The sequence below is a fragment of the uncultured Eudoraea sp. genome (assembly GCF_947258525.1).
Classification (GTDB): domain Bacteria; phylum Bacteroidota; class Bacteroidia; order Flavobacteriales; family Flavobacteriaceae; genus Eudoraea.
Window position 1 is genome coordinate 1 of sequence record NZ_CAMYIP010000193.1, and the last position, 22,306, is coordinate 22,306.

The 22,306-nt window shown below is 39.1% G+C and carries 23 protein-coding genes; 18 read left to right on the plus strand and 5 right to left on the minus strand.

The genetic code is table 11. The features are described 5' to 3' along the window. The 9 genes from Q0X89_RS14530 to Q0X89_RS14570 form a co-directional block, all read left to right on the plus strand. On the plus strand, positions 1 to 256 hold a 256-nt coding region (locus tag Q0X89_RS14530), incomplete at its 5' end, for a helix-turn-helix transcriptional regulator (RefSeq protein ID WP_297695438.1). Between the two features lie 111 nt (positions 257 to 367). Beyond that, positions 368 to 1,096 carry a hypothetical protein gene (locus Q0X89_RS14535; RefSeq protein ID WP_297695439.1) on the plus strand — a complete coding sequence of 243 codons (729 nt, stop codon included), beginning with the start codon at positions 368 to 370 and terminating at the stop codon, positions 1,094 to 1,096. Positions 1,097 to 1,113: 17 nt separating this feature from the next. Further along, on the plus strand, positions 1,114 to 1,698 hold the full coding sequence (locus Q0X89_RS14540; RefSeq protein WP_297695440.1) for a hypothetical protein: 585 nt from the start codon (positions 1,114 to 1,116) through the stop codon (positions 1,696 to 1,698). 29 nt (positions 1,699 to 1,727) lie between these two features. Next, the gene (locus tag Q0X89_RS14545) at positions 1,728 to 2,147 is read left to right on the plus strand and encodes a hypothetical protein (protein WP_297695441.1); all 420 of its coding nucleotides are present in this window, start codon (positions 1,728 to 1,730) and stop codon (positions 2,145 to 2,147) included. 1 nt (position 2,148) lies between these two features. Further along, entirely contained in the window at positions 2,149 to 3,117 is a 969-nt protein-coding gene (locus tag Q0X89_RS14550) for a hypothetical protein (RefSeq protein ID WP_297695442.1), read from the plus strand. A gap of 16 nt (positions 3,118 to 3,133) precedes the next feature. After that, on the plus strand, positions 3,134 to 3,463 hold the full coding sequence (locus Q0X89_RS14555; protein WP_297695443.1) for a hypothetical protein: 330 nt from the start codon (positions 3,134 to 3,136) through the stop codon (positions 3,461 to 3,463). Further along, positions 3,456 to 3,728: a hypothetical protein gene (locus Q0X89_RS14560; protein WP_297695445.1), complete on the plus strand. Its 273-nt coding sequence runs from the start codon at positions 3,456 to 3,458 to the stop codon at positions 3,726 to 3,728. Before Q0X89_RS14555 ends, Q0X89_RS14560 begins: the two co-directional genes overlap by 8 nt. A 410-nt stretch (positions 3,729 to 4,138) precedes the next feature. Beyond that, a complete protein-coding gene (locus Q0X89_RS14565; protein WP_297695447.1) occupies positions 4,139 to 5,125 on the plus strand; it encodes a ribonucleotide-diphosphate reductase subunit beta in 987 nt (328 codons plus the stop codon). Between the two features lie 122 nt (positions 5,126 to 5,247). Beyond that, positions 5,248 to 7,725 carry a ribonucleoside-diphosphate reductase subunit alpha gene (locus Q0X89_RS14570; RefSeq protein WP_297695449.1) on the plus strand — a complete coding sequence of 826 codons (2,478 nt, stop codon included), beginning with the start codon at positions 5,248 to 5,250 and terminating at the stop codon, positions 7,723 to 7,725. 588 nt (positions 7,726 to 8,313) lie between these two features. On the opposite strand, the gene Q0X89_RS14575 is transcribed toward Q0X89_RS14570, so the two are convergent. From Q0X89_RS14575 to Q0X89_RS14585, 3 genes are read right to left on the minus strand one after another with little or no spacing between them, the layout of a single operon-like run. Next, positions 8,314 to 9,234 (minus strand): TIM barrel protein, encoded by a 921-nt coding sequence (locus Q0X89_RS14575; protein WP_297695451.1) that lies wholly within the window; start codon positions 9,232 to 9,234, stop codon positions 8,314 to 8,316. 9 nt (positions 9,235 to 9,243) lie between these two features. Then, positions 9,244 to 9,891, minus strand: a complete 648-nt coding sequence (locus Q0X89_RS14580) for a gluconate 2-dehydrogenase subunit 3 family protein (protein WP_297695453.1) — start codon at positions 9,889 to 9,891, stop codon at positions 9,244 to 9,246. Next, on the minus strand, positions 9,891 to 11,609 hold the full coding sequence (locus tag Q0X89_RS14585) for a GMC family oxidoreductase (RefSeq protein ID WP_297695455.1): 1,719 nt from the start codon (positions 11,607 to 11,609) through the stop codon (positions 9,891 to 9,893). The genes Q0X89_RS14580 and Q0X89_RS14585 overlap by 1 nt, the downstream gene beginning before the upstream one ends. A 238-nt stretch (positions 11,610 to 11,847) precedes the next feature. Between Q0X89_RS14585 and Q0X89_RS14590 the strand changes: the two genes are divergently transcribed. The 4 genes from Q0X89_RS14590 (at position 11,848) to Q0X89_RS14605 (ending at position 15,818) form a co-directional block, all read left to right on the plus strand. Continuing rightward, positions 11,848 to 12,852 carry a sugar phosphate isomerase/epimerase gene (locus tag Q0X89_RS14590; protein WP_297695457.1) on the plus strand — a complete coding sequence of 335 codons (1,005 nt, stop codon included), beginning with the start codon at positions 11,848 to 11,850 and terminating at the stop codon, positions 12,850 to 12,852. 16 nt (positions 12,853 to 12,868) lie between these two features. After that, positions 12,869 to 13,312, plus strand: a complete 444-nt coding sequence (locus tag Q0X89_RS14595) for a DinB family protein (RefSeq protein ID WP_297695459.1) — start codon at positions 12,869 to 12,871, stop codon at positions 13,310 to 13,312. A gap of 11 nt (positions 13,313 to 13,323) precedes the next feature. After that, positions 13,324 to 14,553 (plus strand): MFS transporter, encoded by a 1,230-nt coding sequence (locus tag Q0X89_RS14600; protein WP_297695461.1) that lies wholly within the window; start codon positions 13,324 to 13,326, stop codon positions 14,551 to 14,553. 128 nt (positions 14,554 to 14,681) lie between these two features. Then, on the plus strand, positions 14,682 to 15,818 hold the full coding sequence (locus Q0X89_RS14605) for a Gfo/Idh/MocA family oxidoreductase (protein ID WP_297695463.1): 1,137 nt from the start codon (positions 14,682 to 14,684) through the stop codon (positions 15,816 to 15,818). 55 nt (positions 15,819 to 15,873) lie between these two features. Here the strand turns inward: Q0X89_RS14605 and Q0X89_RS14610 are convergent, their stop codons facing one another. Next, positions 15,874 to 16,338: an ASCH domain-containing protein gene (locus tag Q0X89_RS14610; RefSeq protein WP_297695464.1), complete on the minus strand. Its 465-nt coding sequence runs from the start codon at positions 16,336 to 16,338 to the stop codon at positions 15,874 to 15,876. Between the two features lie 18 nt (positions 16,339 to 16,356). Next, on the minus strand, positions 16,357 to 18,060 hold the full coding sequence (locus Q0X89_RS14615) for a GMC family oxidoreductase (RefSeq protein ID WP_297695466.1): 1,704 nt from the start codon (positions 18,058 to 18,060) through the stop codon (positions 16,357 to 16,359). Between the two features lie 150 nt (positions 18,061 to 18,210). Between Q0X89_RS14615 and Q0X89_RS14620 the strand changes: the two genes are divergently transcribed. From Q0X89_RS14620 to nadD, 5 genes are all read left to right on the plus strand, one after another. Then, positions 18,211 to 19,263: a sugar phosphate isomerase/epimerase gene (locus tag Q0X89_RS14620; RefSeq protein WP_297695468.1), complete on the plus strand. Its 1,053-nt coding sequence runs from the start codon at positions 18,211 to 18,213 to the stop codon at positions 19,261 to 19,263. Positions 19,264 to 19,354: 91 nt separating this feature from the next. Continuing rightward, entirely contained in the window at positions 19,355 to 20,167 is an 813-nt protein-coding gene (locus Q0X89_RS14625; RefSeq protein WP_297695470.1) for a DUF1080 domain-containing protein, read from the plus strand. 68 nt (positions 20,168 to 20,235) lie between these two features. Then, a complete protein-coding gene (locus Q0X89_RS14630) occupies positions 20,236 to 21,093 on the plus strand; it encodes a YicC/YloC family endoribonuclease (RefSeq protein WP_297695472.1) in 858 nt (285 codons plus the stop codon). After that, the gene (gmk, locus tag Q0X89_RS14635) at positions 21,093 to 21,674 is read left to right on the plus strand and encodes a guanylate kinase (RefSeq protein WP_297695474.1); all 582 of its coding nucleotides are present in this window, start codon (positions 21,093 to 21,095) and stop codon (positions 21,672 to 21,674) included. Before Q0X89_RS14630 ends, gmk begins: the two co-directional genes overlap by 1 nt. A gap of 57 nt (positions 21,675 to 21,731) precedes the next feature. Continuing rightward, a partial coding sequence (gene nadD, locus Q0X89_RS14640) for a nicotinate (nicotinamide) nucleotide adenylyltransferase (protein WP_297695476.1) occupies positions 21,732 to 22,306 on the plus strand: 575 nt, incomplete at its 3' end.

Sequence of the window (22,306 nt, forward strand, 5' to 3'; positions counted from 1 at the left end):
GAAATTCGCTACCCTGGTTGGTATGAGCCGCATGCAGCTGCATCGAAAGCTGCAGACCTACACGGGTTTGAGCACTACGGAATTCATTCGCTCGCAACGGTTAAAACAGGCCGTCCAAATTTTAAAGACCTCGGACGCCACCGTCAACGAGGTAGCCTATGCCGTAGGCTTTAATACACCTTCCTATTTTATAAAATGTTTTAAGGAAGCCTATAAAAAAACTCCATCGGAATACCTTCAATCTACTGGTATTTAGCAGGTTATTTATCCTGTTACATCTCTTGCACAGATTGTTACATATGTGGCATTACGCTCCCCAATGATTCAATAGTTTTGGTTTTGGTGAAGAAACTATAAAACTATAATCATGAAAATGAGAACACATACGGCAATAGTGCTACTGGCCCTGTTTTGCAATACAATTGCCATGGCCCAGGAGGGTGATATTTTGGGGGCCATTATGGAAGCGGCCGCAGCACAGGAAAATGCAAATAACCAGGCGCAGGCCGAAGCAGACAACACAGCACAATCAGAAGCCGCCGCCGCATGGCAGGAGGCATGGGAGGAAGAAAACAAGGAAAATGCAGAGCTTTTAGCATCGCTGGACACCAAATACCTGAAATGCACAGCACTTATGGTTTTGTATGTTGAAGCATATTTGAAGCTAGTAAACGAGCATAAAATTGGCGATATTACAATGTCGGCATGCGATGCCTATGGCATGCAGGCCCTGGCCATGGCCAGCTCTACCACCATTATGTATTGCCCGGAGGAGATGGCACAACTTAGCGACGAGGAATTGAAATCAATAGGCGATGATTTTTGGGCCGCTATTGACCAATTTACAGAGGTTAGTGACAACCCATGGATTGGTGACAAACGCCATCCAATTCTTACAAAGCTATTATATATTATAAGTAAATTTTTTGATGGGGTGGAACAACAGGATGCCGGGGACCTATCGGTTTTTGATGGCTCACCTGATACGCCGGTCCATGTTATAAAATATATGATTGAATTTTTTAGACCGCGATATATCATTCCCCAAACCCTAAAAATCGGACAGGAAATGGAAGCCATGGGCTGTAGCGGCTAAGTATTTAAATAAGGAATATGACCATGAAAATTGTTAAAATAGGATTGCTTGTCCCAATACTGATGCTCATTGGCCTTTGTTCCTGTGGTTTTGGGGGCGATAAAGAAAAGAACACCGCTAAAAGCAACACTGAACCCATGACCAAAACCGCCGAAAATTCCTATGTGTATATCGAAGCGGATTCTTGGCGAAGCTGGTCACCGCCGAAAGAACTATCCGGCTATTCCCTGGTTCGATTTATTACCGACCCCTTTAAACTGCAAGAGCTCTATTCTACTTCTGCACGCTATGAAAAAGGTGAGGTTTTTATAACGGTACAGATTGTTGATGGCACTACTGATAAAGGTAAGCGAGAAATTCGTGATCACCTCGAAATTGCCGAACTGGAACGCGACTATTCAAGCGAATACGGCTATGAAAAAACCCTGTTGCATAACGGCATCAAGGCCAAGGAAGAATATTTGGCCCCACCGGCCGGGCAATACCTGATCAAGTTTATGCTCAAAGAGCAATACGGGGTGTCGGTAAAATCCAATGCCGAAACGGCGGAAGAAATCTGGGATTTGATAGACCAATTTAAAATGGAGGAAATGGGGGAATGATCCTGTTTGTTCTCATAAATCAGCAATCAATGAAGTCAATACCCTGGGTGGCGGTTCTTTTTATGGCGAGTATATTTTTAGGCAGTGCCCAAACCTTGACTACAACAGAAACCAAAGTGGTGTTGGCGGTCAATGGAGATTCAGAAAAAATAACCCATTTAGTACTCTTTAATACTTTTCAAAAAATGAAACGGCAAGAGGTTTATACAAAATATGCTGACGCCAAATTCTATATCGGTCTTTTGGAGGGTAGTTATACCCTGAAGGAAAAAAATGTGATGCCGGGTAAGGGAGCCATTATTACCATGTATACCAACAAGGAATTTTTTCCACGGGACAGCTTTGATTTCCAAGAGCATTTTGTTCCCGGGGATCGTCTGGAGCTCGGTAAAACCATGGCGAAAGTGATTTCCAACAAAAAAGGAGAATTAATTTTTAAAACACAGTAATATGAGAGCATCAGTAAAATATATTTTAGCAGCATTGGTATTAGTAGCCCTAAGTTGTAAAGGCCAAACTCCTGAACAGAAAAAAATGATGAAGGACATGATGGAGGACATGGAGAAAAAAGGCATGGAGGCCCAACGACAATACGATAGTATTATGAATACGCCGGAGATGAAGAAAATAGCGGAGCAAAATAAGGCATTTGAAGCCCAGGCTAAAATAGACAGGGATAAGAGAGCAGCTGAAAGAAAGGAAAATAGTGAGAAAACGGTTAGCCCAAAAAATGATTTAGAGGACTATATTATAAGTAGTGGTAATGCCAAAAAATTTGATAATTGGTCCTTTGGAGAAGCAGATATAGTAATGGCCGGTTTAACGGGTTACCAAAATGATCCTGGAAATAAAAAGAAGATCGGCACCGTAAAAGCCGATGGCAGTTTTGACATGCAACTACCGGCTAAAATTGCAACATATAGTACCATAAAAGAAAACAGGTGGCTTAGCTGTGGTTATTTCGGGGACAAAGGCAATATTGATTATAGCAATTCTAATACTGGTGTTATGATTGGTTACATCAGTATAGAGATAAATGATCAGCTTATTGGGCGACTTTATATGGCGACCGCTATTGAACTCATAGACGGATGGAATCCAATGCAGTATCATTATCATGATATTCCCGGATATAGACTGGAATGGTTCTATGCCGGTGGAGAAACTTCGGCTAATGGTCGGTGTGTTAAGGAAAACAGATATGGGGAAGGTAGAGACTTCGATATAACCACCGTATACGATGCGCAATTAAAACCAGGTTGGAACCTGGTAAAAAGAGAATTTGACGGCCCTCGCATTTTTGTAGACTGGGGAGACGGAGAAAACAATAAGCATTCCTATTATAAGGAAGAAAAAATCTCGGTGGTCAATGAATTACCTGGCGATGCCAAATGGGTTTTCTACGATCAGACTTATTAATTAAAAATACAACAAAATGACACCTCAAAGAATAAAAGCCAGTAACCTTGTGTTTTTAGCTATGATAGCTACAGCTATAGCCATGTTAGTTACAGCTTTGGTTTCATGCAAGGGAGAGACCAAATACAATACGGATAAGGCTTATGATGATAATATTGCAACCCATTCGAATGTTTTAAATGGTAATGTGGAGGCTGTTATTGGCGACACAAAGCTTTTAATTACTGAGTTCAACACAGAAAATAGTACTTCGGTGATCTTTTTAAAAGATGGGCTGCAGTTCAAGATCCTGGATAATAACCACATAGCGGTATTGGTGAATTTATGCCCCAGGGCTAATGGATAGAACCCCTTTTACCATCAATAGGATTATTGAATCGCTTTCTGCTGAAGAAGTAAATAAGAGTAAAACCAAGAGCAAATTAGAAATCTTCTTGCCAGGTAAAAAAGCTTCAATGAAAGATTTAAAAAAGTCATACAAGGGGAGTATGACCTTGTCAGAAGCGTCTGACCAAAAAATTGTTGTGGTCTTTAAGGGCACAGGAGTAAATGGTGACACCGAAGTAAATAACAGGGATGAAAATCAATTCCCCATGGGAAGGGGTCATTGAAATCAACAATTTTATGATTTATGATATCCGAAATTAATTCATGTATAAAATGAATAAAACTATTTTATCAGAGGATTAAAAACCTATTCTTAACTTCAAATAGCTTAGCACTAAGGGCTTAATTCAATAGTGATTGTTTTTACAAACTAAATAAACCATAAAGTATGTTTTATTATACTTTCTGGTTTAATTTTTTTTACTCAAAAAAGTCAATTTATTTTTCAGAAACAGAGTTTCCCCGAAAGTCAGCATACATCACTGGCGAAGGTAGATTTCAACATGTGGTGTTAAAAACTTTGAGTAGTATTTAATAAAACCTTCTTTACAAATTGGTAACATTTTTGAATCTTTGTGAACCCCAAGATTTAGGAAAACTCATCCTACATTAACACTTAAAAAAAAGAAAAAAAATGTCTGCAGCCTTCGAGCCAATTTTACAGGAAAACGATGATCGATTTGTAATATTTCCAATTCAACACCATGATCTTTGGGAATGGTATAAAAAATGTGAGGCTTGTTTTTGGACCGCAGAGGAAATTGATCTACACGAAGACCTGACAGATTGGAACAATAAACTTAGCGATGACGAAAAATATTTCATTAAGCATATATTGGCCTTTTTTGCAGCTTCAGATGGCATTGTAAACGAAAATCTTGCGGAGAATTTTGTAAATGAAGTTCAGTATTCAGAGGCTAAATTCTTTTATGGATTCCAGATTATGATGGAGAATATCCATTCTGAAACCTATTCGTTATTGATAGACACTTATGTTAAAGATGAAAAGGAAAAAGGAATTTTATTCAAAGCAATTGAAAATTTTCCGGCCATCAAGAAAAAAGCTGATTGGGCGTTAAAATGGATAGAATCTCCAAGCTTCGCGGAAAGATTAATCGCTTTTGCCGCGGTTGAAGGCATCTTTTTTTCCGGAGCCTTCTGCTCTATATTCTGGTTGAAGAAAAGGGGATTAATGCCGGGGCTTACTTTCTCTAACGAACTAATTTCAAGGGATGAGGGAATGCACTGTGATTATGCCGTACACCTTCACAACAAACACCTGATTAACAAGGTTCCTAAAAAAAGGATCACAGATATACTTGTAGATGCCTTAAATATTGAACGTGAATTTATTACGGAGTCACTTCCGGTAAGCCTTATTGGTATGAATGCCAAACTTATGACCCAATATCTGGAATTTGTTACCGATAGGTTATTGGTTGAGCTGGAATGTGATAAGGTTTACAACGCTACGAATCCGTTTGATTTTATGGATATGATTTCTCTGCAGGGGAAAACCAATTTCTTTGAGAAACGTGTTTCTGAATATCAGAAAGCGGGTGTCCTAAATAAAGATAAAGATGTAGATGCACAAAAAATCAGTTTCGACGCTGATTTCTAAAATATGGAACCTGGGATTGTTTCCGGTTACTGTATAGGGATATTTGGGTCATTTAATTAGCGTAATTGACCATTAAAAAATTTTCAATAATCAACATAGCACTTAAAAATAATTAGAACCACATGTATGTAGTTAAAAGAGATGGAAGAAAAGAGCCGATGATGTTCGATAAGATCACGGCCAGAGTACGCAAACTTTGTTATGGCCTTAATGACCTGGTAGATCCGGTTAAAGTTGCCATGAGGGTAATTGAAGGTCTGTATGATGGTGTAACCACTTCCGAGCTGGATAACCTGGCTGCAGAAATTGCTGCTACACTGACTACTGCGCACCCGGATTATGCCAAATTGGCTGCCCGAATTTCTGTCTCTAACTTACATAAGAATACCAAAAAATCCTTCTTTGAAACAATGAAGGATTTATATGAATACATAAATCCCAGAACCGGAAAAAAAGCACCATTGTTATCGGATGAGGTTTTTAAGGTGATCTCTGAAAATGCGGACAAGTTAGATTCTACTATAATTTATAATCGTGACTTCGGGTATGATTATTTTGGATTTAAAACTCTTGAGCGTTCCTACCTCTTAAAATTAAATGGAAAAATAGCAGAACGACCTCAGCATATGCTTATGCGCGTTGCTGTTGGGATTCATCTTAATGATTTGGATGCGGCCATAGAGACTTATGAACTTATGTCTAAGAAGTACTTTACGCATGCAACACCCACCTTATTTAATTCAGGCACCCCTAAACCACAAATGTCTTCGTGCTTTTTATTGGCAATGAAAGACGACAGTATAGATGGCATTTACGATACCTTAAAGCAAACCGCAAAAATCTCTCAATCTGCGGGAGGTATAGGCTTGTCTATCCATAATGTAAGGGCAACAGGGTCTTATATAGCCGGAACAAATGGCACATCTAATGGTATTGTTCCTATGTTGCAGGTATTTAACGATACGGCGCGATATGTGGATCAGGGCGGTGGAAAACGCAAAGGGAGTTTTGCAATATATGTTGAACCTTGGCATGCCGATATTTTTGATTTTTTAGATCTTAAAAAGAATCACGGGAAAGAGGAAATGAGGGCAAGAGACCTTTTCTATGCCATGTGGGTGCCGGATCTTTTCATGAAAAGGGTGGAATCTGATGCTGAATGGACTTTAATGTGTCCGAATGAATGCCCCGGCTTATTTACGAATCACAGTGAAGATTTTGAAAAATTGTATACTGACTACGAAGCGGCAGGGAAAGGCAGAAAAACGATTAGAGCACGCGAATTATGGGAAAAGATCCTTGAGTCACAGATAGAGACCGGAACCCCTTATATGCTCTATAAAGATGCAGCAAACAGAAAGAGCAATCAAAAGAATTTAGGAACCATCCGTTCTTCAAATTTGTGTACAGAAATATTGGAATATACTTCTCCTGATGAAGTTGCCGTTTGTAACCTTGCATCTATAGCGTTGCCAATGTTCATTAAAAACGGAGAATTTGATCATAAAGAACTCTACAGGGTTACCAAACGAGTAACGAAAAATCTCAATAGAGTAATTGATAGAAACTATTATCCTGTTAAAGAGGCCGAAAATTCTAATATGCGCCACCGGCCTATAGGTTTGGGGGTACAGGGTCTTGCAGATGCTTTTATAATGTTGCGCCTGCCTTTTACAAGTGATGAAGCCAAGCAATTAAACCAGGATATCTTTGAAACACTCTATTATGCAGCTGTAACTGCTTCAATGGAACAGGCAAAAGAAGAGGGAGCCTATTCAACTTATGAGGGTTCACCAATTTCTCAGGGTCAGTTTCAACATAACCTATGGGGTATTAAGGATAACGAATTATCCGGCAGATGGGATTGGGATAAATTGCGTAAGAAAATAGAAAAGCACGGCGTACGCAACTCTCTGTTAGTTGCACCAATGCCAACCGCTTCAACTTCACAGATTTTGGGTAATAATGAGTGTTTTGAACCCTATACTTCTAATATTTATACCCGACGAGTACTGTCGGGTGAGTTTATTGTAGTAAATAAACATCTGTTGGAAGACCTTGTTAAACTGGGATTATGGAATGAAAGTCTCAAGCAGGAATTAATGCGCGCCAATGGTTCTATTCAACACATAGATAATATTCCGGAAGACATTAAGGAGCTTTACAAAACAGTTTGGGAACTGAGTATGAAAGACATAATTGATATGTCCAGGCAACGAGGCTATTTTATTGATCAGAGTCAGTCCCTGAACCTCTTTATGGAGAACGCTAATTACGGCAAACTTACTTCTATGCATTTTTATGCCTGGAAGAGTGGTTTGAAAACGGGTATGTACTACCTGCGTACGAAGGCTGCAGTAGACGCAATTAAATTTACTTTGGATAACACCAAGAAGAAAGAGATTCCGATTAGTGTGGCTGCGGAAGCAGAGGTTGCTGCTGCGTCACCTGAAGCTGCAGTGGCAATGCCGGTTGAAACCACACCGGTTGCGCAACAGGAACCGGATACAGAACCAATGTCAGCAGCTGAAATGAAAGAATTGATCGCACGCTCCAAGGAAGGACAAGCAGATGATGATTGTCTGATGTGCGGTTCATGAACGTAACCTATACTGAAATGCAATTGGCTGACTATACTATATCGTTTCAGTTATAGTGTAATAGTGTTTATTGATTAAAAGACACCTCGGGTAGGTCTACCCCATCTTTAGGACCTATCAGCAGGTGTTTTTTTATGGATTGGACTTATGTCCAACTTGTTTACAGCAGAAAAAAATTAATCGTTATAGAACATTTAGAAGTACCTGTTTGGAATAACAGATTAAATGCAATGAGAGATTTTAAATTTTGGGGTACGGATTCCTATTAAACCTTAGTTTTAAAATAGTAAAAAGGTTTTTACTCTATTTTTTGAAGCTAGGTCTCACAACATTGTAGGATATGATAATCAATGCTGAGTAAATCAATAAAATAATAAAATAATTATCCATATTAGGGGAATTGTGTTACTTCCAACAATTTTATATACGCATTAAAACCATATAAGGATTACCAAATTGTAAAAAAAAGATATAAAAAATGTTAAAATCAAAAATATAATTGCCAAATAGCTGCCAATTTCCCCTTTCATTAAAAAGAGACTTCAGAGGCGTAAAAAACTAATTGAAATATTTAAAGTAGTAGGCAATTTAAATAAAGGCATCTACTGTTTTATAGGCATTTATTACAGCTAACTCACCTTTTTTATCTGGTAGTGAATTTCCGTGTTCCATCCCCATAATGCCTTTAAACCCTTTCTCATGGATGAACTTGAAGACGTTTTTATAATTTATCTCACCTGTTGTAGGTTCATTTCTCCCGGGATTATCCCCGATCTGAAAATACGCAATTTCATCCCAGCATGCCTCAATATTAGGAATTAGGTTGCCTTCCTGAATTTGTTGATGATAAATGTCAAAAAGTATTTTACAAGAAGGTGAATCTACTGCCTTGCAGATTTCATAAGCCTGAGGAGAACCTGAAAGAAATAAGCCGGGATGGTTTCTGAAGTTCAGAGGTTCCAGGACCATAATTAAATTATGAGGTTCCAGGAGTGCGCTGGCTTGTTTAAGCGATTCAATGACATTAGCCGTTTGGTAGCCCATGGACAATCTGAGATCCACATGACCTGGGACAACAGTCATCCATTTTGCATTTACCCTTTTTGCAACCTCAATGGCTTTTCTGATATCATTTAGAAACTCTTCCCGTTTATCCTTATCTCCGGAAGCCAGATTAGGTTCAGTCCAATAGATTTTGTGGGCAACAAAGACCCCCATTTCCATCTTCCTTTCCCTCATGGTACGGGCCATATTTTCCTGTAACTTAATATCACGGCCGCTCATGCCATTATCTTCAAATGCGCTAAATCCCTGGTCTGCCATAAAATGCAATTGGGAGATAGGATCTTCCCCTGCATGGTGTTTGAACATACCAATATGAGGAGCGTATTTTAGGTGAAAAGAATGTTTTGCAGCATTTTGTACGGAATAACCAAAAGCAGAGGACCCTGTCAGAGACACGGTGCCTGCAGCAAAAGCCGTTTTATTTATGAAAGTTCTTCTTTTCAATTCTATAATTTATAAGGACCAATCTTTGCCCCCTGTAAGTTCATTAAGATCGCCACATCCAATATATTCCCCTGGTACCGGTAAGTAAGCAAGTACTTCTTCCCCAACATATTCCGAAGTTTTATAACCCCAAATTGTCATATCCCGAAGATTCTTCGCAAAGTTATAACTAACCGGTGCACCTGATACCGCATCATTTTCTCCTTTAATCATTGCCGAGGGATTTTTAATGACCAGGTCCTCATTCAATATCTGCTCTTCCTCATCTAGCTGAAAGGCTTCTACCAGGACGGGTTCCAGGTCTTCAGAAGTTAAGTCATTCGCTTCGTCTTTTCCGGAATTCTCAAGGGCCTTTGCAATAAATTTATCAAAAGACAATTTTGTAATACTTTGTTGTATCTCTTCCATGATCTCGTTGGCAAAACGATCTATGAATACATGCACATTAACTTCAGAAGCAGAAGGTGTGTCTGTTTTAGGCAGGATGATATCTACTAACTTATGAAGAATGTTACCCTGTTCCTTTGTAAAAAAATCAGGAGTCCAGTCAACTGTTTCTACATTTTTACATCCCTGTACAAGGCTTACTAATGTAGGAGTGGCCACGGTATATCCAAGTGCCAGCCCCATATTTTTTATTGCTACTCTTCTGTCCATTATAATAGTCCTTTTTTAAGTTGTTCAGCAGCGTGGTCGGCTGCCCTGGCTGTGAAAGCCATATAGGTTAATGATGGGTTTACACAGGCAGCAGAAGTCATAAAGGCCCCGTCTGTAACATAAACATTTTTTACAGTATGAACCTGGTTAAACCCGTTAACTACAGAAGTTTTTGGGTCTCTGCCCATTCTTGCGGTTCCCATTTCATGGATCCCCAAACCAAGGGCTACAGGTTTGTCAAAAGCGTCAACATCTCTGAGACCGGCTTTTGTCAGCATCTCAAATGCCTGATCTTTCATGTCTTCACGCATTTTCAATTCATTGTCTTTAAGCTCGGCATCAAAAGTCACCGTAGGTAGTCCCCAACCATCTAATTTATCATGATCAAGAGTCATACGGTTATCTTCATAAGGTAATACTTCTCCAAAACCACCCATCCCAAAGGTCCAGCCTCCGGGTTTAAGGATTGCCTCTTTCAGGTCTTTACCGTGAGACAATTCAGAAACAACATCCTCCCAGTTACTTCGGCTGCCACTTCCCTGATAGCCGTATCCACGCTTAAAAGTGTCTACATTGGAATCACCACCTATATTCCGGAAGCGGGGTACATAAATACCGTTGGGTTTTCTACCCTTATAAAATTTATCCTCAAATCCATCATATTTGCCAGCAGCACCCACCCCAAGATGGTGGTCCATTATATTGCGGCCTAATTGATCTGAATCATTTCCCAACCCGTTGGGGAATCGGTCCGATTTAGATTGCATTAAAATAGAAGCAGAGGCAATGGCCGAAGCACATAAAAAGATTACTTTGGCTTTAAATTCAAAGGTTTCTTTGGTAACCCTGTCAATTACTTTTACACCGCTTGCTTTTTTGGTATCTGGATCGTACATAACTTCATGAACAATAGAATCTGGTCTCAAAGTCATATTTCCGGTGGCTTCGGCTGCCGGCAGGGTAGATGAGTTACTGCTGAAATATGCACCAAACGGACATCCGCGAATACAACGGTTTCTATATTGGCATTTGGTTCTTCCATCGCCCTCAAATTGTTTACTGCTATTTATATGGGCCACACGCCCCGCAGTAATTACACGCCCACCAAAATTCTCAGCAACCTTTTCCCTGACGTGTTGCTCTACACAATTCAATTCCATCATGGGTTCAAATACACTATCGGGCAATTGTGGTAGACCTAAAGGTTCACCGCTTATCCCCACATAGGTTTCTACTTTGGAATACCAGGGGGCAATATCTTTATAACGAACCGGCCAGTCCACGCCAATCCCTTCATTCTTATTTGCTTCAAAATCGAGATCGCTCCAGCGATAGCTATGCCGGCCCCATAACAAGGACCTTCCTCCAACGTGATAGCCTCGCATCCAGTCGAATCGTTTTGTTTCATTATATGGATGTTCCAGGTCATTGACGAACCAAAAATTATGCGGGGCTCTTGTGGTATAACCTGTGCGCGCTTGCTTTAACTGTTTGTCTGCTTCTTCAGGGCGTAGTTCTCCGTTATTTGGAAAATCCCAGGTATCCATATTTGCGGTAGGGTAATCTTCACGATGTTTTACCATTCGCCCTCGTTCCAGGACCAATGTTTTAAGTCCTTTTTCGCATAATTCTTTTGCTGCCCATCCACCGCTAATTCCGGTGCCTACAACAATAGCATCATAAGACTCCTGTTCTTCATTGTAATAAAATTTGCCCATATTTTACTATTGTTTATATGCTAAAAGCATCAAATATAAAATTAATTTTTTACATTTAAAGGCTTATTAACTTATGGATTCTGCATTTAAATAGATTGTAAACTGAGAATATAAAAATGTAATGTTGGCTATGTGCTGAAGAATGATTTTTACTCTAAAAAGCATTGAAAACTCGGTTCAAAAATTTTGGTATCCAATCGGTTGTGAAACATTTTAACCAATCAATATAAACAGACTTATGAAAAGAAGAAAATTCATTAGAAATAGTACACAGGCCGGGATAGGTTTTTCTCTACTCGGAATTTACTCCTGCAAGGATGCAAAGAAAACTGAAAAAGGGGAAGAAGCGGTTGAAGAAAAAGTTATTGCAACAGCAGCTCCTTTTTTTAAATTATCGCTGGCGCAATGGTCTATTCACAATATGATCAATTCAGATGGGGTTGATCCTTATACCTTTGCTGAGAAAGCTAAGAACTGGGGATTTGAAGGGTTGGAGTATGTAAGTCAGCTTTATAACAAAGAGTTGGAGGCTGCAAATTTTTCAAAGGAAGCTATGCAGTCTTTTGTGGATAAATGCAACGCCGAAGCCGAGAAGCACGGTTTAAAGAATCTTTTGATTATGATTGACGGGCAGGGAGATTTGGCGACTTCCGATCCTGCAGAACGTAAAAAAGCCGTAGAAAATCATCATAAATGGGTTGATGCAGCAGCATCAATGGGTTGCCACTCTATCAGGGTTAATCTTTCCGGAAGTTCAGATCCTGTTGAATGGAAAGCTAATTCAATAGACGGCCTTTCAATGCTTTCTGCATATGCAGAGACTAAGAATATAAATATCCTGGTGGAAAATCACGGAGGGCTTTCTTCAAATGCCGCCATGCTGGCCGAGGTTATGACCAAGGTTAATATGCCAAATTGTGGTACGTTACCAGATTTTGGTAATTTCTGTATTAAAAGAAAAGATCCGAAAGACTACGCTGCCGGTTGTGCAGAGAAATACGATATTTATAAAGGTGTAGAGGAATTAATGGTTCATGCTAAAGCTGTGAGTGCCAAGTCGCACGATTTTGATGCAAATGGAAATGAAACTGAAATAGACTACGTTCGGATGCTTCAAATTGTCAAGGATGCCGGTTATACCGGTTATATTGGCGTTGAGTACGAGGGCAGAGAATTAAGCGAAGAAGAGGGTATTATAGCAACAAGGGATTTATTGCTTAAAGCGTCTGAAAAAACAACCTAACCACTTATCATTTCGTATGAAAGTTTTTTTTAATCAACTTTTTGATTACAATTTTTATTGCAATAAAAAACTCATCGAGGAGTGTATAAAACTCGAAAAGGTTCCGGAGAAAAGCATAATGTTATTCAGCCATATCCTAAATGCGCATAATATATGGAACTCAAGAATACTCGGAAAAACTGCTGATTATAAAGTATGGCAGATCCATCCTATCCAAAAATGGGGAGATATTCATTATGAAAATCAGCGAAGTTCTTTTGAAATAACGACGAATGCTGCAGATTTTGAATTAAGGATAGACTATGAGAATAAAGAGGGGAGGCTTTTTACAAATACCTTACAGGATATATTGTTTCATATTATAAATCATTCTACACATCACAGGTCGCAGATCGCCATGAATTTCAGGGATAATGAATTGGAACCTTTTTCATTAGACTATATTTTTTACAAACGATAGCTGAAATTTTCATGAATAGAATAATTCAGGTTCAACTTTCAGCGATGATGTTTTTAGAATTTTTTATTTGGGGCAGTTGGTTCGTTACTATGGGAATATATTTACCCAATAGCTTAGGAGCAAGCGATCCTGAAATCGCCATGGCTTATTCCACGCAATCCTGGGGGGCTATAATTGCTCCATTTATTATTGGGCTCATTGCAGATCGCTATTTCAATGCAGAAAAGATTTTGGGAGTGCTACACCTTATTGGAGCATTATTAATGGTTCAGCTGGCTTATGCTACAAGTTTTAATGGTTTTTATCCTTATATCTTGGGCTATATGATTATATATATGCCAACATTGGCACTGGTAAATTCAGTATCCTTTAATCAAATGGACGACCCGGCAAAACAATTTTCAATTGTCCGCGTTTTTGGAACCGCTGGTTGGATAGTAGCCGGTTTGGCGATTAGTTATCTGTTCCATTGGGACTCTGCTGAGGGGTTAACTAAAGGCTATCTAAAAAACACATTCTTAATGACTGCATTTGCGTCTGGCATTTTAGGATTTTTTAGTTTTACATTACCAAGGACACCTCCTTCAATTATTGAGAGGAAAAGAATAAGGATATCGGATAGTATAGGTTTGGAAGCCTTAAGACTTTTAAAGGACAGAAATTTTTTAGTATTCTTTCTGGCTTCAGTTTTTATTTGTATTCCACTGGCATTTTATTACCAGCATGCCGGCCAGTTTTTGGGAGAAATCGGGGTCTCAAACCCTGCAGGTAAAATGACGATTGGCCAAATTTCGGAGATACTTTTTATGCTCCTTTTACCATTCTTTTTTAAGCGCTTTGGTTTTAAAAAAACCATGATAGTTGCCATGACAGCCTGGACTGTGCGCTATATCTGTTTTGCCTACGGAAATGCCGGTGAATTTTCCTTCCTGCTCCTTCTCGGCATTGCTTTACATGGCATTTGTTATGATTTCTTTTTTGTATCGGGCCAGATATATACAGATAGCAAAGCAGGCCAACAATATAAAAGTGCTGCTCAGGGAATGATTACCCTCGCCACCTATGGAGTGGGTATGTTAATAGGATTTTGGGTAGCCGGAAGAATAACAGATTATTTTACCCTGGAAGATATTTCACATAATTGGGAAAGGATTTGGTTGTTTCCTGCTGCTTTTGCATTGGTGGTTTCTGTATTGTTTGCATTCTTGTTTAAAAACGAAAAAATTGCTTATAAATCTTAGATTTTTTATATAAATTGAGCAGGCTATATTAGTTCATATTTGAGATTGTAACGGGAGAGAAATTGTCATATTTGGTAATGGCTTTGAAGCAGAAGAGGATATTTAATAAATAAAAAAGATAAATAAAAATGGCAAAAAAAATTAGATTGGGAATAATAGGAGGAGGAGGAGATTCTCTTATTGGAGTATTGCACCGAGTGGCTTCACATATTAATGATAATTACCAAATAGTGGGTGGCGTCTTTAATCCTGTTTTTGAAAAGAACATGGAATTTGCGAAAGAAATTGATGTTCCGACAAATAGAATATACAGGGATTTTGATACTCTTGTAGAAGGGGAAATGAAGCTGCCAAAAGAAGAAAGAATGCAGGTTTGCTCTGTCCTTACACCCAATTTCCTGCATTTTCCAATGGCCAAGAAGCTGTTAGATAATGGGTTTCATGTAATTTGTGAAAAACCAATGACCACAACCCTGGAAGAGGCCAAAAAATTGCAGGCGGCTCACAAAAAGGCGGGAACGGTTTTTGCTGTAACACATACTTATACGGGTTACCCTATGGTACGCCAAATGCGCGAGATGATCAAAGATGGAGCATTAGGCAAAATTCATAAGGTAGATGCCCGATATTACCAGGGATGGATTAACACAATAATCCATGATAAAGAAAAACGCGCATCTGTATGGAGACTGGATCCCAAAAAGGCCGGAATAAGCTCCTGTATGGGGGATATTGGTGTTCACGCTTTCAATCTTATAGAATATACAACAGGATTAAAGATAAAATCGTTATTGTGTGATTTTAATTACCTCTATGAAGACAATGAAATGGACGTAGATGGAACCGTTTTACTACGTTTGGGTGATCATGTTAAGGGAGTAATAAGAGGCAGCCAGGTGGCCACAGGTGAAGAGAACGGATTGGCGATCAGAATTTACGGGGAGAAAGCTGCTTTTGTCTGGGAACAGGAAAGACCTAATTTTCTCTATAAATTAAGCGATACAGAACCTGTCCAAATATATAAACCGGGACATGCCTATAATTCTGAACTCTCTCTTGATGGCACTAAATTGCCACCTGGCCATCCCGAAGGGATTTTCGATTCTATGGCTAATATTTATTTAGGAGCTGCCAGGGCTATTCGTGGAGAAGATTATAATGATGGCGAATTTCCAACTATGCTGGATGGTGTTCGGGGGCTTAATTTTATCGAAGCCACTGTCCAATCCAATAAAGAAGGCAATGTTTGGGTGGATATGGAGTAATGGGGTTGATTATAAGTTATAAATACCCCGAAATTCGGGGTATTTTTATGTCAGACTATCGTTCAAAAACCTTTTCAAAATATTCACATACAACGATCATACTCTCTCTTGGAACTCTTCCAAATGCTTCCAGCTCTTTGGTATAATCATCCCAGTGCTTATTTTTCCAATAGGTTAAAGATAAATCGCCCTCGCCTTCAATTTTTGAATAAGACTCCCTGATGCTAAAAAATGGCTTAAGCCTAACAGCTACGGTCCGTAAAATGCATTTGGCATCTCCTTTCCAATCTGTAAGTACGGTAAAATCTCCAATCTTTGGTAACGGTTCTTTTCTATGCTGAAGCCCTAACAGAGAATGGGAGGTGGCCCTTTTTTTACCAGATAAAATCAGTTTTAGAGTCTCGTTTACTTCTTTTTCATTATTCCCAATATGCGTAACCTTAGGTTCATGTGAAAAGGCGTATTCCAGGTGTTTGTCTAAATAGTCTCCCCACAAATTTCTAGCTGATGCATTTTTCATACAATATACACTTTTGGTTTATGAAAATTTTCCCGCATTGATTTCTTTGGCTGCATGACTGACTGCCCTGGCTGTAAAAGCCATATACGTCAGGGAAGGATTAACGCAGCTTGCTGAGGTCATAAATGCACCATCTGTAACATAAATATTAGGCACATCATGAACTTGATTATGTTTATTAACCACAGACGTTCTTGGATTCCATCCCATGCGCGCCCCGCCCATTTCATGTATACCGAGACCCGGACCGGTACTTCTTTCATAGGGTTTTATGTCTTTGAAACCTGCAGCAGTAAACATCTCTGTGATTTGTTTGATAATATCTTCCCGCATTTTATATTCATTTTCTTTAAATTCAACATCAAAGTCTAACTGTGGTAATCCCCATTGGTCTTTTTCAGTAGCACTGAGTGTAACTCTGTTGTCATGGTATGGTAGCATCTCACCAAATCCGGTGGCGCCAATTTCCCAACTCCCGGGTTTTAAAATTGCTTCTTTTAAGTCCTTTCCATAATTCAGTTCTGCAACAGATAAGGTCCAGTCTTCTCTGCTTGCCCCGCCCTGGTAACCAAAACCCCTTAGGTACTCTTTGTTGGAAGTCTTAGCGTCTAAATTCACAAACCGAGGTATGTAAAAACCATTGGGGCGTCTGCCTTTGTAATATTTATCAAGATGCCCTTCTACCCTGGCAGAAGCACCTAATTGATAGTGATGGTCCATTATATTTCTGCCCAACTGGTCGTGATTATTGCCTATACCATTCGGAAAACGTTCAGATTTAGACTGAAGAAGGATTCCAACAGAGGCCATTGCTGAGGCACATAAGAATATAACCTTTGCCTCAAATTCAAATTTTTCATGGGTCTCTCTGTCAATAACCCGAACTCCGGTTGCTCTTTTGGTACTATCATCATAAATAACTTCATAAACGATAGAATTTGCCCGCAATGTCATGTTTCCTGTTCGTTCAGCTGCAGGAAGTGTAGAAGAATTACTACTGAAATAACCTCCGAAAGGGCATCCCCGCCAACATCTGTTTCTAAACTGACAAGGATTTCTTCCTTCTATATTACCTTCTTTATCAGTAATATTGGCCACACGCCCAATAGTGAGTAACCGGCCATCATCAAATTCCTCGGATAATACATTTTTCAGATCTTCCTCGGGGCACATAAGATCCATTGGGGGGTGAAACTTACCATCCGGGAGATGGCTTAATCCCAGATTTTCTCCGCTAACCCCAATATATTCTTCTACCTTATCATACCAGGGAGCAATATCCTTATAACGTACCGGCCAGTCTACACCAATGTCTTCTTTTAAGTTAGCTTCAAAGTCAAGATCACTCCATCTATAACTCTGCCGGCCCCAGGTTAGTGAACGTCCCCCAACATGGTAACCGCGAATCCAGTCAAAACGTTTAGTTTCTACATAAGGGTGCTCCAAATCATTCACAAAAAAATGTTTTACATCTTCTTTTGGTGCCCAGTTTACCCGGTATTGCTTGTGGTATTTTTTTCGATCCTCCCGCGATAACTCATTGTTGTTAGGCAGATCCCAGGTGTCCATATTCATCGTAGGATAATCCTCAATATGCTTCACCATTCTACCTCGTTCAAGAACCAGGGTTTTCAGACCTTTTTCACATAATTCCTTGGCGGCCCATCCTCCACTTATTCCGGTGCCTACAACTATGGCGTCATATTTCTCCTTCTGATTCATGCTATATTGTTATTTTAATTCTGATGTAATTGCTATATTTAACACTTCCCAATTGAAGAAATAATAGTTGAGTTTTTACCCATTAAATATAGGACTTAATTCTTGAAACCTAACAAAATATAAATTTGATTAACCAAGTAGAACTGTATCATGAAAACAATTAAAGGACCCGCCGTTTTTTTAGCCCAATTTGTAGATAGTAAAGCACCGTTTAATTCACTTGAAGGAATGTGCAAATGGGCATCCGATCTGGGGTATAAAGGAATTCAAATCCCGACCTGGGAACATTTTTTAATTGATTTGGACAAGGCTGCGGAAAGTCAGACGTATTGCGATGAGTTAAAAGGGACTATCAATTCATATGGTTTGGAGATTACCGAACTATCTACTCACTTACAGGGGCAATTGGTAGCCGTGAACCCTGCTTATGACCTCATGTTTGATAATTTTGCCCCCGATGCTTTAAGAAACAACCCCAAAGCACGCACGGAATGGGCCATTGATGTGGTTAAAAAAGCAGCTACAGCCAGCCGAAGACTGGGAATTAGTGCACATGCCACCTTTTCCGGGGCTCTATTATGGCATACATGGCATCCATGGCCACAACGACCACCGGGATTGGTAGAGATGGGTTTTGAAGAACTCGCAAAAAGATGGCTTCCAATTTTAAATCATTTTGATGAAGAGGGGGTAGATGTCTGTTATGAAATACATCCCGGAGAAGATTTACATGATGGTGATACTTTTGAGCGCTTTCTGAAAGCCACAGGGAATCATAAGCGTGCAAACATTCTGTATGACCCAAGCCATTTTGTTTTACAACAGTTAGACTATATTACCTATATAGACCATTATCACGAATTTATTAAGTCCTTTCATGTAAAAGATTCGGAGTTTAACCCAACAGGCAAAAAAGGTGCTTTTGGAGGATATAATGATTGGGGTGACCGTGCTGGCCGTTATAGGTCTTTGGGAGATGGACAAATCGACTTTAAATCTATATTCTCTAAATTAACCCAATACGGCTGTGATGTTTGGGCAGTTATGGAATGGGAGTGTTGCATAAAGAGTCCGGAGCAGGGAGCCAGGGAAGGAGCTATTTTTATTCAGGATCACATCATTGAAGCCACTGAAAAAACATTCGATGATTTTGCCGGAGGAGACATAGATAAGACAATGCTTAAGAAAATCCTGGGAGTTTAATACAACAAAACCATGAAAAATATACCTTAGATCATGGAGAAATGATAAACATTGGGTATAGAAATATTAAGATTAAAGAGCTATTATAATTATGACTAGATTTTATTTATTCTCTCTCGGGGTATTATTTTTGGCCTGTAAAGGGGAATCACAAGATAAAGAAGCACCACAACAAACTACCTCCCCGGAAGTAGTTGTACATGAAGAATATATTGGAGAAGAACCTACAGAACCTGAACAGACGGAATTCTATGAACCTGTACCACCTGTAGTAAATCCAATAGGTAATAACGGTGCTCCCAGCGATGCTATTGTTCTTTTTGATGGGAGTGATTTTGATCTGTGGGAGATGTCTAATGATAGCTCAGAGGTTGTCTGGCATCTGAACGATGACAGAAGCATGACTGTAAAAGATAAAACCGGGGATATACAGACCAAACAAAAGTTCGGGGATGTACAGCTGCATATTGAATGGAGATCTCCGGCTGAAGTACAAAGAGAAGGCCAGAACAGGGGAAATAGTGGCATATTTTTATCGGGCCTTTATGAAGTTCAGGTTTTAGACAACAATGACAATGATACTTATGTAAACGGACAAGTGGGTTCAATTTACAAACAGCATGTTCCTTTGGCAAAAGCTTCCGTTCCTACAGGAGATTGGAACACCTATGATATTATTTACCATGCCCCGGAATTCAATTCAGAAGGGGGTAAAATCAAATCGGGTACAATAACGGTTATTCATAATGGTGTCTTAGTACAGGATCATGTAGAAATTAAAGGCACTACTCCTTATATAGGATGGCCAAAAAATCCACCCCATGGTAAAGGACCCTTGAAACTTCAGGATCATGGAGATAATAGCCGGGTAAGCTACAGGAATATTTGGATCAGGGAATTGTAGCGAATTAGTCTGAGTTCCGGAAAATCCCTTATAGATTTTAGTACCTTTATCAAAATTAAATATAGTTTATGATCCAATCCATGACAGGGTTTGGGAAGCACGTGGTGCAGCTTCCGTCAAAGAAAATCACCATCGAATTAAAATCCCTGAATAGCAAAAATCTGGATATCAATGCCCGTATGCCCTCGGCCTACAGAGAGAAGGAATTGCAACTTCGAAATACAATTGCAAATTCATTGGTAAGAGGTAAAGTAGATTTTGGTTTATATGTGGAAATCACGGGAGATGAGGCATCTTCTGTTGTAAATGAAGGGGTGGTTAAACAATACATTAAGCAGCTCAGATCTATCGCTGATGGAGATGATGTTAAGCTTATGGAAATGGCACTCAGATTACCCGACGCTCTTAAAACGGACAGGGAGGATATAGACGATTCTGAGTATAAGATCATACAAGACGCCCTTAAGAAAGCTTTGGAAGAAATTATTAGTTTTCGTTCAAAAGAAGGTATAGTACTTGAAAAGGATTTTGCTGAAAGAATCTCATCAATAAAGAATCTTTTAAATGCAGTTGTAAAAATGGATCCGGATAGATTGGCAACTATTCGTGAGCGTTTGGAAAAAGCAGTAGCTGATTTAAAGACGGAAGTAGATGCTAACCGTTTTGAACAGGAACTGATCTATTACCTTGAAAAGTATGATATCACTGAAGAGAAAGTTCGATTAGGGAATCATTTAGACTATTTTATTGAGACAATGAAATCCGCTGATTCTAATGGTAAAAAGTTAGGCTTTATCAGCCAGGAAATAGGCAGGGAAATTAATACAATTGGATCTAAGGCCAATTATGCGCCTATGCAGCAGTTGGTGGTACAAATGAAGGATGAGCTCGAAAAAATTAAGGAACAAATGCTCAATGTACTATAATGGGAGGAGGTAAGCTTATCATTTTTGCTGCTCCTTCAGGAAGTGGTAAAACAACAATAGTAGAATATCTGTTAAAGCAGGAAGAACTCAATTTGGCTTTTTCCGTTTCCGCGACATCAAGGCCAAGAAGGGGTAAGGAAAAGCATGGGGAAAACTACTATTTTATGACTACTAATGAATTTAAGAAGCATATAAAAAATGATGATTTTCTGGAATGGGAGGAAGTATACAGAGATAATTTTTACGGGACATTAAAAAGTGAAGTAGAACGATTATGGGCCGAAGGAAAAAATGTCATATTTGATATCGACGTTGCCGGTGGATTGCGAATAAAAAGAAAATACCCCAAAAAGACCCTTGCCGTATTTGTAAAACCCCCAAGTGTAGACGAACTAAAAATAAGGCTTAAAAAACGCAGTACAGAAAGTGATGATAAGATAAATATGCGAATCGCAAAAGCTTCAGTAGAATTAGCCACGGCACCTCAGTTTGATATAGTTATTAAAAACTACGATTTGGATTCGGCACTTAATGAGGCACATGATTTAGTCGCAAATTTTATTGGTGTACAGAGAAAGTAGGTATTGCAGCGAAAAGTCTTTATAGTGCATTAAAAAATTCTAGGTTCATATATTTAAATGAAGAAAACAGGACTTTTTTTTGGGACTTTTAACCCAATACATATTGGTCATTTGGTCATTGCCAATTATTTGGTGGAGTTTTCTGATCTAGATGAAGTATGGTTTGTGATTACACCCCAGAGTCCGTTTAAAATAAAGAAAACCTTGCTGGATAATAATCATCGTTATCAGATGGTGTTTGAAGCTGTAAAAGAATATCCTAAACTCAAGGCCAGCAAAATAGAATTTGAACTGCCACAGCCAAATTATACGATAAATACACTGGTTCACCTGGAAGAAAAATATGGTAATGACCGTAAATTCTGCCTGATAATGGGGGAGGATAATCTAAAGAGCTTTCATAAATGGAAAAATTATGAGGTAATATTGGAAAATCATGAAATTTATTTTTATCCCCGTATTTCTGAAGGCTCTTCAGAGCATCAATTTAGTTCACACCCAAAAGTACATCGGGTAAATGCCCCAATAATGGAAATCTCATCCACATTTATTCGTAAACAACATAAGCTTGGAAAAAATATCAGGGCTATGCTGCCAGACGCTGTCTGGACCTATTTAGATGAAATGAACTT

Bases quoted from the DNA above. Each gene is read 5' to 3' on its own strand.
- Q0X89_RS14535 (WP_297695439.1), top strand. From the start codon at position 368: ATGAAAATGAGAACACATACGGCAATAGTGCTACTGGCCCTGTTTTGC.
- Q0X89_RS14540 (WP_297695440.1), top strand. From the start codon at position 1,114: ATGACCATGAAAATTGTTAAAATAGGATTGCTTGTCCCAATACTGATG.
- Q0X89_RS14545 (WP_297695441.1), top strand. From the start codon at position 1,728: ATGAAGTCAATACCCTGGGTGGCGGTTCTTTTTATGGCGAGTATATTT.
- Q0X89_RS14550 (WP_297695442.1), top strand. From the start codon at position 2,149: ATGAGAGCATCAGTAAAATATATTTTAGCAGCATTGGTATTAGTAGCC.
- Q0X89_RS14555 (WP_297695443.1), top strand. From the start codon at position 3,134: ATGACACCTCAAAGAATAAAAGCCAGTAACCTTGTGTTTTTAGCTATG.
- Q0X89_RS14560 (WP_297695445.1), top strand. From the start codon at position 3,456: ATGGATAGAACCCCTTTTACCATCAATAGGATTATTGAATCGCTTTCT.
- Q0X89_RS14565 (WP_297695447.1), top strand. From the start codon at position 4,139: ATGTCTGCAGCCTTCGAGCCAATTTTACAGGAAAACGATGATCGATTT.
- Q0X89_RS14570 (WP_297695449.1), top strand. From the start codon at position 5,248: ATGTATGTAGTTAAAAGAGATGGAAGAAAAGAGCCGATGATGTTCGAT.
- Q0X89_RS14580 (WP_297695453.1), bottom strand. From the start codon at position 9,891: ATGGACAGAAGAGTAGCAATAAAAAATATGGGGCTGGCACTTGGATAT.
- Q0X89_RS14585 (WP_297695455.1), bottom strand. From the start codon at position 11,609: ATGGGCAAATTTTATTACAATGAAGAACAGGAGTCTTATGATGCTATT.
- Q0X89_RS14590 (WP_297695457.1), top strand. From the start codon at position 11,848: ATGAAAAGAAGAAAATTCATTAGAAATAGTACACAGGCCGGGATAGGT.
- Q0X89_RS14595 (WP_297695459.1), top strand. From the start codon at position 12,869: ATGAAAGTTTTTTTTAATCAACTTTTTGATTACAATTTTTATTGCAAT.
- Q0X89_RS14600 (WP_297695461.1), top strand. From the start codon at position 13,324: ATGAATAGAATAATTCAGGTTCAACTTTCAGCGATGATGTTTTTAGAA.
- Q0X89_RS14605 (WP_297695463.1), top strand. From the start codon at position 14,682: ATGGCAAAAAAAATTAGATTGGGAATAATAGGAGGAGGAGGAGATTCT.
- Q0X89_RS14610 (WP_297695464.1), bottom strand. From the start codon at position 16,338: ATGAAAAATGCATCAGCTAGAAATTTGTGGGGAGACTATTTAGACAAA.
- Q0X89_RS14615 (WP_297695466.1), bottom strand. From the start codon at position 18,060: ATGAATCAGAAGGAGAAATATGACGCCATAGTTGTAGGCACCGGAATA.
- Q0X89_RS14620 (WP_297695468.1), top strand. From the start codon at position 18,211: ATGAAAACAATTAAAGGACCCGCCGTTTTTTTAGCCCAATTTGTAGAT.
- Q0X89_RS14625 (WP_297695470.1), top strand. From the start codon at position 19,355: ATGACTAGATTTTATTTATTCTCTCTCGGGGTATTATTTTTGGCCTGT.
- Q0X89_RS14630 (WP_297695472.1), top strand. From the start codon at position 20,236: ATGATCCAATCCATGACAGGGTTTGGGAAGCACGTGGTGCAGCTTCCG.
- gmk (WP_297695474.1), top strand. From the start codon at position 21,093: ATGGGAGGAGGTAAGCTTATCATTTTTGCTGCTCCTTCAGGAAGTGGT.